General features: G+C 63.2%; 13 protein-coding genes and 1 pseudogene. 6 read left to right on the top strand and 8 right to left on the bottom strand.

Annotation, left to right across the window (positions count from 1 at the left end):
- The first annotated feature begins 35 nt into the window (after positions 1-35).
- Positions 36-653, top strand: a complete 618-nt coding sequence (locus B3H86_RS01425; RefSeq protein ID WP_292050779.1) for a LysE family translocator — start codon at positions 36-38, stop codon at positions 651-653.
- 53 nt (positions 654-706) lie between these two features.
- Here B3H86_RS01425 and B3H86_RS01420 read toward each other — a convergent pair whose 3' ends face one another.
- Positions 707-3,055 carry a TonB-dependent receptor gene (locus B3H86_RS01420; RefSeq protein ID WP_292050778.1) on the bottom strand — a complete coding sequence of 783 codons (2,349 nt, stop codon included), beginning with the start codon at positions 3,053-3,055 and terminating at the stop codon, positions 707-709.
- A 202-nt stretch (positions 3,056-3,257) separates the two neighbouring features.
- On the opposite strand from B3H86_RS01420, the gene B3H86_RS01415 reads away from it, so the two are divergent.
- Positions 3,258-4,439, top strand: a complete 1,182-nt coding sequence (locus B3H86_RS01415) for a serine hydrolase domain-containing protein (RefSeq protein WP_292050777.1) — start codon at positions 3,258-3,260, stop codon at positions 4,437-4,439.
- Here the strand turns inward: B3H86_RS01415 and B3H86_RS01410 are convergent.
- The 3 genes from B3H86_RS01410 to B3H86_RS01400 form a co-directional block, all read right to left on the bottom strand.
- Positions 4,412-4,981 carry an HNH endonuclease gene (locus B3H86_RS01410; RefSeq protein ID WP_292050776.1) on the bottom strand — a complete coding sequence of 190 codons (570 nt, stop codon included), beginning with the start codon at positions 4,979-4,981 and terminating at the stop codon, positions 4,412-4,414. The two genes, B3H86_RS01415 and B3H86_RS01410, sit on opposite strands and share 28 nt — an antisense overlap.
- 143 nt (positions 4,982-5,124) lie before the next feature.
- The gene (locus B3H86_RS01405) at positions 5,125-5,778 is read right to left on the bottom strand and encodes a trimeric intracellular cation channel family protein (protein ID WP_292050775.1); all 654 of its coding nucleotides are present in this window, start codon (positions 5,776-5,778) and stop codon (positions 5,125-5,127) included.
- Between the two features lie 88 nt (positions 5,779-5,866).
- Positions 5,867-6,442 (bottom strand): DNA-3-methyladenine glycosylase family protein, encoded by a 576-nt coding sequence (locus tag B3H86_RS01400; protein ID WP_292050835.1) that lies wholly within the window; start codon positions 6,440-6,442, stop codon positions 5,867-5,869.
- 186 nt (positions 6,443-6,628) lie between these two features.
- Here B3H86_RS01400 and B3H86_RS01395 point away from each other — a divergent pair, with 186 nt between their 5' ends.
- Positions 6,629-7,762 carry a JmjC domain-containing protein gene (locus B3H86_RS01395; protein WP_292050774.1) on the top strand — a complete coding sequence of 378 codons (1,134 nt, stop codon included), beginning with the start codon at positions 6,629-6,631 and terminating at the stop codon, positions 7,760-7,762.
- Between the two features lie 5 nt (positions 7,763-7,767).
- Positions 7,768-8,616 (top strand): tRNA glutamyl-Q(34) synthetase GluQRS, encoded by an 849-nt coding sequence (gene gluQRS, locus B3H86_RS01390; protein WP_292050773.1) that lies wholly within the window; start codon positions 7,768-7,770, stop codon positions 8,614-8,616.
- Between the two features lie 76 nt (positions 8,617-8,692).
- Here gluQRS and B3H86_RS01385 read toward each other — a convergent pair whose 3' ends face one another.
- Together B3H86_RS01385 and B3H86_RS01380 are read right to left on the bottom strand one after the other, a co-directional pair.
- Positions 8,693-8,896, bottom strand: a complete 204-nt coding sequence (locus B3H86_RS01385; protein ID WP_242914672.1) for a cold-shock protein — start codon at positions 8,894-8,896, stop codon at positions 8,693-8,695.
- Between the two features lie 181 nt (positions 8,897-9,077).
- Positions 9,078-10,226 (bottom strand): serine hydrolase domain-containing protein, encoded by a 1,149-nt coding sequence (locus tag B3H86_RS01380; protein ID WP_292050772.1) that lies wholly within the window; start codon positions 10,224-10,226, stop codon positions 9,078-9,080.
- An 84-nt stretch (positions 10,227-10,310) separates the two neighbouring features.
- Between B3H86_RS01380 and ppk2 the strand changes: the two genes are divergently transcribed.
- The gene (gene ppk2 / locus B3H86_RS01375) at positions 10,311-11,051 is read left to right on the top strand and encodes a polyphosphate kinase 2 (RefSeq protein ID WP_292050771.1); all 741 of its coding nucleotides are present in this window, start codon (positions 10,311-10,313) and stop codon (positions 11,049-11,051) included.
- Between the two features lie 13 nt (positions 11,052-11,064).
- Here ppk2 and B3H86_RS01370 read toward each other — a convergent pair whose 3' ends face one another.
- On the bottom strand, positions 11,065-11,430 hold the full coding sequence (locus B3H86_RS01370) for a hypothetical protein (RefSeq protein ID WP_292050770.1): 366 nt from the start codon (positions 11,428-11,430) through the stop codon (positions 11,065-11,067).
- 164 nt (positions 11,431-11,594) lie between these two features.
- On the opposite strand from B3H86_RS01370, the gene B3H86_RS01365 reads away from it, so the two are divergent.
- Positions 11,595-11,993, top strand: coding sequence for a hypothetical protein (locus tag B3H86_RS01365; protein ID WP_292050769.1), 399 nt, complete (start codon positions 11,595-11,597; stop codon positions 11,991-11,993).
- Between the two features lie 12 nt (positions 11,994-12,005).
- Here the strand turns inward: B3H86_RS01365 and B3H86_RS01360 are convergent.
- A pseudogene (locus B3H86_RS01360) lies at positions 12,006-12,350 on the bottom strand (hypothetical protein); the annotation flags it as partial.

Here is a 12,350-nt window from a genome sequence, read left to right as displayed (position 1 = left end):
CATCTGTGAGCCATCTTCCATCATGGGACATGCGCATGGAACAGCTCGCCCTCTTTGCCGGTATCGTCATACTGGCCGTCATCAGCCCCGGTGCCGACTTCGCCATGGTCTCGCGGACCAGTGCGGTGGACGGCCAGCGTGCAGGCCTGTGCGTCGCAGTGGGCGTGGCCACGGCCTGCTGGGTCCACATCACCTATGCTGTATTCGGGCTGGAACTGGTCTCGCGCTGGGTGCCCGATCTGCTGGACATCATCCGTTATGCGGGGGTGGCCTATCTGCTCTATCTGGGTCTGCGGATGATCCTGCCCGCCCGCGCCAAGGCCGCATCTGGTGACATAGCGTCCGGCTCCGAAGGGCGGGGCCGCCATTTCTGGCTGGGCTTCGTCACCAACGCCCTGAACCCCAAGACCTCCATCTTCGTCATCAGCCTGTACGCGCAGGTGGTCGGCCACGACACCGCCGTACAGGTCAAACTGGCCTATGGCGCGCTGATTTCCGCCATCCATCTGATGTGGTTCGCGCTGGTCGCCTTCTTCCTCTCGCGCGAGGCGGTGCGCCAGTATGTGAACCGCAACCGCCGCACCATCGACCGCATCATCGGCGCGCTTCTGATCGCGCTGGGCATCGGCCTGTTGTTCTGGGCCATGCCGTAACGCCAAAGGGGCTCCGCGACAGCGAAGCCCCCCTCCTCCCTTTAAAGGGCGGATCAGTACCTGACCGTCAGCTGCAGGCCGAAAGTGCGCGGCATGTTGAAGTTGCCATAGTCCCCGAAGGTCGGGCGGTTGGACGGGTCGCGGCGGTACACGAAGGTCTTGTCCAGCAGGTTACGCGACCACAGCGCCAGCTCCAGATCGGGACCGCCCGGCTTGGTCGGGATGTCGGCGATGGCGATGCGGCCGTTGACGATGAAGGAGCTGTCGTTCTTCACGTCGAACTGCTCGAAGCTGTAGCTGGCATCGGCATAGTTGGCGTCAATGTGCGCCTTGAGCGTCGCCCCCATGAAGGGCGATTCCCAGTCGGCGGCGAAGTTGGCGGCGTTTTCCGGCGTATAGGCGATGAACACCTGCTGGACCTTGCCCGTGAACGGGTTGGCCGTGTCCGGCACCTTGGCGTCGGTATAGGTGTAGGACGCCGACAGACGCAGGTTCTCGGTGGCTTGGAACTGGCCCTCCAGTTCAAGCCCGCGGATCTTGGTCGTGCCCGGCGCATTGACCGTTTCCAGCGTGTTGCGGGTGCCGGTGATCAGGCTGAAATCCAGCTGGCTGTCGGTGCGGTCCATCGCATACAGCGCCGCGTTCAGGCGGACGCGGTTGTCGAACAGGTCGCTCTTGATGCCGATCTCATAGGCTTCGACCTCTTCCGGATCGAACGAGCGATAGGTCAGCGAGCGCGATGACGCCCCGCCCGCACGGTATCCGGTCGAGTATTTGGCATAGACGCTGACGTTCTCGCTCGCCTCATAGGCCACCGTGACCAGCGGGTCGAAACGCTCGACCGAGGAGGCGAACGTCAGTTCGCCCGACACACCGTTCACGACCGGAAGCGCGTTGTTGACGATCTCCAGCGTGCCGTCCTTGTCGTCCCAGGTGAAACGGCCGCCGACCGTGATGTGCAGGGCATCGTTCAGGATATCCGGCGTCCAGGTGGCCTGACCGTAGATGGCCTTGGATTCCGAATGGGCGGTCGAGGCGCGATCGATGAAGCGCGAACCGCGCAGCGTCGGCGTCGGGTCAAGGATGGTGTAGCCCGTGCCGTCCGCGTTCCAGCGGTTGGTCGTCGGTGTCGCCGCGTCGTCCGACACGGTTTCCTTGAAGTAGTAGAGACCGGCCACATAATCGATACGGTCACCGATATTGCCGACCGCCTGCAGTTCCTGACTGAACTGGTGCTGCCAGAAGCCCGCCAGCGAATAGCGGCTGAAGTTGGCGTTCGGGCCGACAACCGGCGGACGGTGCGCCCCGCCGATATTGTCCCACTGGTCCACATCCAGATCGCGGTAGGCGGTGATGGAGCGGATTTCCAGATTATCGCTCGGACGCCACGACAGGTGCAGGTCGATGCCGCGCGTGTCGTTGATGTTCCATTGCTGCGGCACGCCGATATCGGCCACCCGCATACGCTCCTTGCCCTCGACCTCGACCAGCGGCGACAGGTCGCGGATGCTGCCTGACGGGATGGAGGTGGAGGTGAACGGCACCACCGGAAGGTTGAAATAGTTCCAGTTCAGCAGCTGGCTGTAGAAGGGCGTGTTCTTGTCCTTGCTGATGTCGGCGGCAAGGGTGGCGCTGAAGGTATCGCTCGGCTCCCACCGCACCTGTCCGCGCAGGCCGCGGCGGTCATATTCGCCAAAGCCCTGCTCGCCCGACAGGCGGTTCTTGGTCACCGGACCCTGCACCGAGATCACACCATCGACCTTGAAGGCAAAGTCGCCCAGCGCGGGGAAGTCCACGTGGACTTCGGAGTTGTAGGAATCGAGGTTGCCAATCCCTGCCACGGCCCGCAGGCCGAACTCGCCCGTCGGCTTCTTGGTGATCAGCGACAGGGCACCGCCCTCGGTATTGCGCCCGAACAGCGTGCCTTGCGGCCCCTTCAGGACTTCCACGCGGTCGATGTCCAGCAGCGCCGCCGCCAGACCATGCTGGCGCGCCAGATAGACGCCGTCGATATAGACGCCAACGCCCTGTTCACGCGCGGGCTGGTTGGCGTCATTGGGAACGATGCCACGGATGCCGACGGTCAGCGCCGACTGGCGCGCTTCAAAGGTTGTGATCCGCAGACCCGGCACACTGCCATCCGACAGGTCCATCAAGCTCTGCACATTGCGGTTAGTCAGGTCCTCGGACGAGGCCACCGAAATCGAGATCGGCGTGTCCTGCAGATTGGTGGCGCGCTTGGTCGCGGTGACGACGATGTCCGACAGGCGTTGCGGGCTATCGCTATTCAAATCGCTCAGCGGTGCCGCGACCGGAGCCGCGTCGCTCTCACTCGCCAGTGCCGGAGCACAGATCGCCATAGAAAGGGCTGTAAAGGACACAGCCGCCATCAGTCGTTTCATGGTTTATCCCTCGCCTCGCGCACTCCGCGTCGAGCAAGGGCGATCTACGAAGCGATTGCGAACGGCTGACGACCGACCGAACTCAGGAACAACACCGTTTTTCCGCAGCCGCGTGACGATCGCTCCGACTTCGGACCATACGTTACACATACGTCGATTTGACGTATTACTGTCGTCGCAATCCGAAACGGAGGGGTTTTCCATGCGCCGACTTTCCGCACTTGCCGCCAGCCTGATCCTGGGCACCGCGCTTGTTTCGCCCGCCGTGGCACAGGATGACCTGCCCGCACTGGAAACCCCGTCACAGGTGCTGTTCTGGCCGCAGGTCGCGCGCGAGGCCGGCTTTCGCGCCATGGAACAGATCGTCCCCCATCGCGTGGTGAAAGCAGGCGAGCGCCCCCATCCCCTGCCCGCCGGAGAGCCGCTGGACCTTGACGTCGATGCCTATATGCAGAGCGAGCATACCGCCGGCATCCTCGTGCTTCAGGACGGTCGCATCCGTTTCGAGAAGTACGGCCTCGGCTTCACGCCCGAGGGCCGCTGGACCTCCTTCTCGGTCGCCAAATCCCTGACCTCGACGCTGGTCGGGGCGGCGATCAAGGACGGCTATATCGAAAGCCTGGAGACGCCCATCGTCCGCTACCTGCCCGAGCTGGCAGGCAGCGCCTATGACGGCGTCACCGTGCGTCAGCTTCTGACCATGACATCGGGCGCGGACTGGAACGAGGACTATACCGACCCCAACGCCGACGTGGCCCGCTTCTTCACCAAGCACGAGACGGGCGGCATGGACCCGACCCTGCATTACATGCGCCAGCTGAAGCGCGCGGCTGAGCCCGGCACGCGCTGGCACTATTCAACGGGCGAGACCAATCTGGTCGGCGTGCTTCTGACCCGCGCCACGGGCAAGCCATTAGCCGACTACCTGTCCGAAAAGGTGTGGCAGCCCTACGGGATGGAGCGCGATTCCGGCTGGATGATCGACGAGACGGGTCAGGAAGCCAGCGGCTGCTGCGTCATCGCCACCTTGCGCGACTGGGGCCGCGTGGGCCAGTTCATCCTCGATGGCGGCAAGATCGGCGACACCGAAGTCCTGCCCGACGGCTGGCTGGAACAGGCCACCACCAAACAGGCCGATATCGGCGAGAAAGACGAAGGCTACGGCTTCCAGTGGTGGACGCACGACAACGGCCGCTTCGGCGCCTACGGCATCTTTGGCCAGTCAATCACCATCGACCCGAACCGCCGCACCGTCATCGTCATCCTGTCCGCATGGCCCAATGCCACGGGCCTCGCCCACTCACAGGCGCGCGGCGGCGTGTTGAAACAGGTTGCCGATGCGGTTGACGCCGAAGCTCAAGCCTCCAACGCCACGTCCCAGTAAAGAAAGTCGAGCCAGCTCTTGTGCAGGGTCTGGGGCGGGAATTTCCGGCCCGCTTCCTGAAGCTGCCATGTGGTGGGGCGCTCGACCTTGCGGCGCAGGGGCATCTGCGCCTGTAGCGGGGTCCGCCCGCCCTTCCTCAGATTGCACGGACCGCAGGCGGTCACGATGTTGCGCCATGAGGTGATACCGCCCTGCGAGCGGGGCAGGACATGATCGAAGGTCAGGTCGTGGGACGTGCCCCGCTCTCCGCAATACTGGCAGCGGAAACCGTCGCGCAGGAACACATTGAAGCGGGTAAAGGCGGGACTGCGGTCCTGATCGATATAGGACTTCAGGCAGACCACACTGGGAAGCTGCATTTCCATCGAGGGGCTGCGGACCACGCGGTCATAGGTGGCCACCACCTCGACGCGGTCCTGCCAGACCGCCTTGATCACCTCTTCCCACGACCACAGCGACAGCGGGAAATAGGACAGGGGCCGGAAGTCGGCATTCAGCACGAGAGCCGGAAAACCCGAGGGCGAGCCAGTCAGGACCTGCATCGCGCAAGCCCTCCGGCACGGCAATCTATCGACGCAACAGGACTGAAGACACGTCTCCTTCCTTCGTCAGGACGAAGAAAGGTTAAACCTGATTCCCGCACATCACCATGACCTAAATATCATGGTTCTTTTATAGCCAAGCTTTAGAAACGCTGCGGCGTCGAGGGAAAGGCCGGAAGGCTCCAGCCCTTGAGGATGGCCCCCGCACGCAGAGCCAGACCGGCCACCACCGCAATCGCCACCGCCCACCACGTCGGCACGCTGACCGCCTTAAGCGCTACGAACAGGGTCGCCGAGAGCAGCGCCGCGGTGATGTACAGCTCGCGGCGCAGCAGGATCGACGGCTGGTGCGCCAGCACGTCGCGCACGATGCCGCCGAACGACGCCGTCAGCGCCCCCATGACAATGCAGATCAGCGGTGCCGCGCCATAGGACGCCGCCTTGGCCGCCCCCAGCACGCCGTAGGCCGCCAGACCGATGGCATCCAGCCACAACAGGGCGCGGAAACGCCACGTCCGCGCACCGATCACCCACACGCCCAGCGCCGCCACCAGACAGATGGCGATGTACCACCAGTCCTTCACCCAAAAGACCGGAGCCCCGATCAGCAGATCACGAAGAGTACCGCCGCCAACCCCGGTAAAGGCCGCGAAGAAGGCAAAGGTCACAAGGTCATGCTTCTGACGCGCGGCAGCCAGCGCGCCGGTCGCGGCAAACACCGCCACACCGGCAAAATCCAGCAACGGCAGTACATTTTCCGGTCGTGCCAGTTCGGTCGTCGCGCTCAGCGGTGTCACATCAATCCTCCGGCGCACCCTGATCGCGCCAAATCCCATCCATAACATGCTGGCAGGATTTGTCCGTCCCTACAAAAGACGGGGCGGATCACCCCTGATCCATCCGCGGGATTTCACCGCGCTTCACTCCCCCGTACCAATACCAGAGCATCTGTGCGGCGACGGAGCGATACGGTGCCCACGCACGCGCCACCTCATAGAAATCGCGCTCTTTCAGCCGCGTCTCCTGCCGGTCCGCCCAGCGCCACGCCTCCTGCAGGGCGACATCGCCCGCCGGAAACACATCCACCCGACCTTCGCAGAACATCAGGAATGTCTCGGCGGTCCAGCGGCCCACCCCCTTGATAGCCGTCAGGGCCGCTATCGCCGCCCCGTCGTCCAACCGTTCCAGGTGGTTGAAATCGATACGGCCCTCGGTATGCGCCCGCGCAATCTCGTGGGCATAGCGGGCCTTCTGCCCTGACAGGCCCAAAGCACGCAGCGCCTCGACCTCCATCGACAGGACACGTCCGGGTGTGATCTCGCCCAATCCCTCGCCCACGCGGCGCCAGATGGAAGCCGCAGCCGCCACCGAAACCTGCTGTTCCACAATCATGCGAAACAGCCCCTCAAACCCTCCGGTGCGCAGACGCCACTCCAGCGGCGGGGTTGACCGGTGGATCATCTCCAGTCGCGGATCCAGCCGTGCCAGCACTTCGCGTGCCTCGGCCAGACGCAGGGTCAATCGCTCAGCCTGCCGCTGCCTGTCGTGTGTCAAATGCCCGCCTCCTCATGCCCAATGGATAAACGAACAGCACCTGGTCCCTTGTCACGCTCGACACCATCAGGTGCCGCGACTAGCGTCTACCTTATGATCAGCCTGTCCGAACTCTTGCACCCCATCACGCCGGAGGCGTTCTACGCCCAGTATTACGACCGGCAGCCCCTGCATATTCCGGCAGATGGTACGGTTCGGAAAGACGCTATGTTCGGATGGGACGACTTCAATGAAATGTTGAACCGTCCGGGTCAGTGGACGCCTCGATCGCTTAAACTGGTGCACAATACCCAGCCCGTCCCGATGGACAGGTATTGCAGCGAAGTCCTGACCGGACAGGGGCGGATGCCCCGTCCCGACCCGAGAAAAATCGAGCTCTTCCTCGCCCAGGGGGCCAGTCTGGTGGCTGACGATGTTGGCCCGCTGCATCCGGCCATCGCACAGCTGAGCGTGGCCCTGTCACAGGAGTTCGCCGCCCAGATCGGGGCCAATGTTTATTGCTCGTTCAAGAATGTTCAGGCTTTTGGCCCACATCTGGACCTGCACCACGTCTTCGCCGTCCAGGTCGAGGGCGAGAAGGTCTGGCGGCTGTATCGCAACCGCATGGCCGATATCGTCGAACTGCCCGTCAGCGGCAGCGACGTGCCCCAGTGGTACCGCGCCAACTGCGGGCCTGTGGTTCAGGAGATCACTATGAAGGCAGGCGATGTCCTTTATCTGCCGCGCGGGTGGTTCCACGACGCCCTGGCCAAGGATGGCCCGTCGCTGCATGTCACCTATTCGGTGAGCCCGCTGTATGGCCGCATCCTTTTCAGCCTGCTTGAAAATGCGGCCCTTCAGGACGGCGAATTCCGCCAGTATTTCCCGCACGCCGCCAAGGACGGAGGACGCGCGCTGCAAGCCCACCTGACCCGACTGGGACAAAAACTGGCGGCGATTTGCGCACACCCCGCGTTCCGTGACGAAGTGGCTATGGCCCAGAACCGGCTGGTACCACGCCCCGGCCGTTTCAACCTGCCTGACGTGCCCGGACTGACGCTGTATCAGGTCCAGCCCATGACCCCGCCCGCCTTTAGCGGGCCAGTGGTCCATGCCATGCAGCATGCCTATTCGCTGCGCGAGTTCACTTTGGAAAACATCATTGCCCTGTTCGATTTCGTGCCCGAGAGCGACATCCGCGCCGCCGTCGAGAAAGCTGTGGCAACGGGCTCTTTGAAGCGTATCTAGAGCCTATGTTCGCCACCCGATTTGCGCCCTCTCCCACCGGCCGCCTGCACAAGGGACATGCCTTTTCCGCCCTGACGGCCTATCGGGCCGCGCGTGATGACGGCGGGCGCTTCATCCTGCGCATCGAGGACATAGACCCCACCCGCTGCAAACCCGAGTTCGAGGGCGGCATCTTTGAAGACCTGATGTGGCTGGGTCTGGACTGGGAAACGCCTGTCCGCCGCCAGTCCGACCATCTGGATGACTATTCAAAAGCCGTAGAACAACTGCGCCAGCGCGGTCTGGTCTATCGCTGCTTCCGTACCCGCAAGGAGATACTGGATGGCATCGGCCACGCTCCGCATGGCACCGCCGAAGCCGTTCGCCCCGGTCCCCACACACCGGACGAAGAGGCCGAACTGCTGGCCACGGGCAAACCGTTCGCATGGCGGCTGTCGCTGGATGCGGCGCGGGACGCCATCGGCGGCGCTGCGTGGGACGCCCTGTCTTTCTTCGAAGAAGGCCACGGCCCCGATGGCGAGCACGGTCGCATGAAGGCCCGGCCCGAAACGGCAGGTGATGTGGTGTTGGCCCGCAAGGATGCCGGCGCGGCCTACCATCTGGCTGCCGTCCATGATGACGCCCTGCAAGGCATCACCCACATCATCCGCGGTGTCGATCTGTTCGAGGCTACCCATATCCAGCGCCTGATCCAGACCCTGTTCGACTGGCCGGAACCTGTCTACCGCCACCATCGCCTGCTGACGGGGCCGGATGGCCACCGCTATGCCAAGCGGGACGGCTCGGTCACACTCAAGGCCCTGCGCGACGGTGGCCTGACAGCCCCTGCCCTCAAGGCCGATATCGGTTTCTGACAATAAAAAACGCGGAAGACCCCGAGGCCTTCCGCGTTTTCTGCATAAACCTTTTCAGGTCCGGATACGTGGGTTCTTAGAGAACCTTCAGTTCCACTGCAGCGGTTTTGCCGCGCTGGTTTTCCAGCTCGTACTCGACCTTGGTGTTGTCATCCAGACCAGCCAGGCCAGCCTTTTGAACAGCGGTGATGTGGACGAAAACGTCCGAACCACCGTCGTCCGGTTGAATGAAACCGTAACCCTTGGTCGGGTTGAACCACTTGACCGTGCCGGTCGCCATATTGCGTCTCCATTGAACGCGTTTTCCAGGCAGTCATCCCGAGGGACAACCGTCAGTCCATCTGGACAACCTCGTTCGACTAAGGAGCGAGACGCGAGTTTGGACCCCACGCGATATCCGGACTGCAAAAACGTTGTCACTTGCTATTTGCGAGCGGTCAACTGAAATGATTCCGTTATTTTTAGTTCGCACCCGCCGAATTCAGCATTTCTCTTATCAGCGCGGAACAGGCCGGACCGCCTTTGTCGGCATCATTCGAGACTGTGACAAAGGCCATTTTCCGGGTCGGAGCCAGGACTGCGGTGGCGAACCACATGGTATTTGAGCCATTGTGGACGAACGCCGGTCCCTGTGCCCACGCCTTTACGCCCGGCGCGCCCCAGCCCAAGGCATAGACCTCTCCCGCCAGCGGCGTCAGCAGGTAGGACAGCGACCCGCCGGACAGCCAGCCCGGCGTCATCATGGCATTCAGGAACCGTCCATAGTCATCCAGATTCATGTGGACCGTCCCCGCAGGTCCCAGAACAGCGGGGTTGTCGGACTGGATCGTGGCCGGATCAACCGCCGTCCCCGCATCGGTATGGCCCCATGGCTGATCGCCCTTGGGCGCACCAAAGCCGCCGCTGCCGATGCCCAGCGGCTCAAACAGCTCGGCCTGCATCAGGGCCTCCCACGTCTGGCCGCCCAATCCCTCGAGCAGGGCACCGGCCAGGATGTAGTTGGCGTTGCCATAGCTATAGGTCCCCAACGGCCCGTCCGGAGCCGCCGCCAGCACCGACGCCAACATCGCGTGGCGCTGTACTGTCGGGGGATCCTTGCTGAAGGCCGCGGTCATTATCCATTGGGGCGTGACATGGGTCTGGTCATACAGACCCGCGCGGTGACGCATCAGATCCTCGACGGTGCGATCGCTCCACCCCCCGTGAACCGTCAGACCGGGATAGGCGCGGGACACCACATCAGGCAGCGGTTCATTCCACGCGACCTTGCCCTGTTCGACAAACCGCGCCCAGACAGCGGCGGTCATGGCCTTGGAATTGGATCCCAAATGCCATTTGTCGGTCAGCGACACCGCTTCATTGCCGCCTGCACGGCGCAGCCCCGCCGCGCCCTTCCACACCAGTGACCCGTCACGCCAGATCGCCCCGGAAAGTGCGGCCGGCTTATGAGTGGTCAGGGCCCTGTCCAGGGCGGCATCAAGATCCGCCTCCCGGGCAATGGCCCATCGCGGGAGAACGGTGGCCGCACCGGCAAACAGTCCAGCGCCCAACAGCAGGCGACGGTCAGGGTTTTGCAACGCGGCGGCGCGAACATCAGGATATTTGCTCATGCGGCCATGCTTGACCATCGCTTAGGATAAGCAAAGTTAAGACGCTGTAATACGAAGTGTATCCGCACACCGGAAAGGCCGCCCATGTCCAAAGACTATGAAGCCGAACTCGAAGCCTTGCAGATCCAGATTGTAGAGACGCAGGCCCGCGGTATCGAAGAAGGGCGCAGGACCCTGATCATCTTCGAGGGACGCGACGCCGCCGGAAAGGATGGTGCCATCAAGCGCCTGACCGAGAACATGGCCCCGCGAAACACCCGCGTCATCGCCCTGCCCAAACCGACGGAGCGCGAGACGACCCAGTGGTATTTCCAGCGTTATGTCGCCCATCTGCCCGCAGCGGGCGAGACGGTAATCTTCAACCGTTCGTGGTACAACCGTGCGGGCGTAGAGCCTGTGATGGGCTTCTGCACACCGCAACAGCACGCAGACTTCTTACGCGATGTCGAGGACTTCGAGCGGCTGCTGGCCCACTCGGGTATCACCATCATCAAGCTGTGGCTGGACATCAGCCGCGAGGAGCAGGCCGAACGTCTGTCGGAGCGCGAGAACGATCCGATCAAACGCTTCAAGGTCTCGCCGATGGACAAGGAGGCACAGGCCCGCTGGGACCTCTATTCCAAGGCCCGCGATGAAATGCTGGCCACCACCAGCTTTGATTTCGCACCGTGGACGGTCATCAAGACGGACAAGAAGAAGACAGCTCGTTTGAATATCATCCGGCACATCCTGCATGCCGTGACCCAATCAAAGATCAAGGTCGAGAAGCCGGACACCTCGGTGGTGCTGTCGGCAAAGGCGGCCAAGGGCAAGCTGAACCCCTGACCGCCTCCTGATCCTATCTGTCTTCGTCGTCGTTGAGGCCTTCGACCTCGACGACGGCCGGCGCGTCGGAATTCGAAGGCTGTCCGACCAGTCCACCCAGAATGCTGCTGACCTGATCGGTCGGTCCGGTACCTTCGGCGGCACTGGTTTCCAGTGCCGTCGCGCGTGCCTGAAGCGCGGCCAGCGCCGAGACACGCGGATCGTCCTGAGGCAGTTCAGCCCCATCGACATGGCGCTGTTTCAGCTCCTCGACCAGTTCGGCAAATCGGGCACTGTCGATATTCTCGCCCTGCTCGAACAGGTTGATGGCCTCTTCCAGCGCTTCCTCCCACGAACGTTCACCGTTGTCGTTTTGCGGCGTGCTCAGAGTATCAGCCATCTTAAAGCGTCTCCTTGAAAAGCGGGCTTGCCGTCTGTCGGCAGGTCTTCCCCTTCCAAATGGCAGCCTGTGCCCTCGGGTTCCGCTTTTCAACCGAGAGTTAACCCCTATGGCTCAGCTTCGACTTGCGGGTTCCCCGTCCACAGCGCAGCGAAAGGTCGCCGATGTCTTCCATCCTGACCCAGAACTACCGCCGTCAGCGTGACCACTTCCAGCCGGAAGACATGGATCCGCAGGAACAGCGCCGCCTGCGCGGTCTGCTGGAACAGATCGACTATACCGCCTGGGTGGCCAACCGCGAGGTCATCGGCCAGAGCCTGGGCGAGGCTGATCCAGCCCATTTCGAGAAACTGGCTGTCCTGACCGCCCAGGCCCGCTCACGCTGGGCCGCCGAGGCTTTACGACTGGTGCATTCCGGCTCTCCGGCCACACCCGATCAGGTCGCGCGACTGACATCGGCCCGCGTCGCCTATGAAGAACTGGCCGAGGCTTATGAGGCCCTGCGCCGTATGGTCGAGCGGGGCTACCTGCCGATCAAACCTGCCCCGCCGCCTCCGGTCTAGGCCGCCGGACCATCAGTCCAGACGGGTCGGGCGGGTCACCACCGGCGCGTTGGGATCGGTCTCCACAGGACGCGCAGCCGTTGGCGGCGGCCCCTGGACGACGGGAGGCTGAACAGGAGGCGTCACAACGACCACAGGATCAGGTGTCGCGACCGGCGCACGTGCAGCAGGCGTCGCGTCGACTGCACCCTGCGTTTCAGACGGCACCGGGCGTGAAGGCGTAGCCGCCGGAGTAGGCGCAGGCGTTGGGGCCGGACGGTTCTCCGCCGCAGGGCGCACGGGTTCACGAACGGCAGGCGCGGTTGCAGCCGGCACTTCCGGTACATCCACCGCTGCCGCTGGGGGCGCGGTGTCCGA

Source organism: Brevundimonas sp. UBA5866 (assembly GCF_002432125.1).
Classification (GTDB): Bacteria; Pseudomonadota; Alphaproteobacteria; order Caulobacterales; family Caulobacteraceae; genus Brevundimonas.
This window is presented reverse-complemented; position numbering and strand designations above follow the sequence as displayed.

Excerpts from the sequence above, each read along its gene's own strand:
- B3H86_RS01370 (WP_292050770.1), bottom strand. The coding sequence starts at position 11,430 with ATGGCTGATACTCTGAGCACGCCGCAAAACGACAACGGTGAACGTTCG.
- B3H86_RS01410 (WP_292050776.1), bottom strand. The coding sequence starts at position 4,981 with ATGCAGGTCCTGACTGGCTCGCCCTCGGGTTTTCCGGCTCTCGTGCTG.
- B3H86_RS01425 (WP_292050779.1), top strand. The coding sequence starts at position 36 with ATGGAACAGCTCGCCCTCTTTGCCGGTATCGTCATACTGGCCGTCATC.
- B3H86_RS01420 (WP_292050778.1), bottom strand. The coding sequence starts at position 3,055 with ATGAAACGACTGATGGCGGCTGTGTCCTTTACAGCCCTTTCTATGGCG.
- B3H86_RS01415 (WP_292050777.1), top strand. The coding sequence starts at position 3,258 with ATGCGCCGACTTTCCGCACTTGCCGCCAGCCTGATCCTGGGCACCGCG.
- B3H86_RS01395 (WP_292050774.1), top strand. The coding sequence starts at position 6,629 with ATGATCAGCCTGTCCGAACTCTTGCACCCCATCACGCCGGAGGCGTTC.
- ppk2 (WP_292050771.1), top strand. The coding sequence starts at position 10,311 with ATGTCCAAAGACTATGAAGCCGAACTCGAAGCCTTGCAGATCCAGATT.
- gluQRS (WP_292050773.1), top strand. The coding sequence starts at position 7,768 with ATGTTCGCCACCCGATTTGCGCCCTCTCCCACCGGCCGCCTGCACAAG.
- B3H86_RS01365 (WP_292050769.1), top strand. The coding sequence starts at position 11,595 with ATGTCTTCCATCCTGACCCAGAACTACCGCCGTCAGCGTGACCACTTC.
- B3H86_RS01380 (WP_292050772.1), bottom strand. The coding sequence starts at position 10,226 with ATGAGCAAATATCCTGATGTTCGCGCCGCCGCGTTGCAAAACCCTGAC.
- B3H86_RS01400 (WP_292050835.1), bottom strand. The coding sequence starts at position 6,442 with ATGATCCACCGGTCAACCCCGCCGCTGGAGTGGCGTCTGCGCACCGGA.
- B3H86_RS01385 (WP_242914672.1), bottom strand. The coding sequence starts at position 8,896 with ATGGCGACCGGCACGGTCAAGTGGTTCAACCCGACCAAGGGTTACGGT.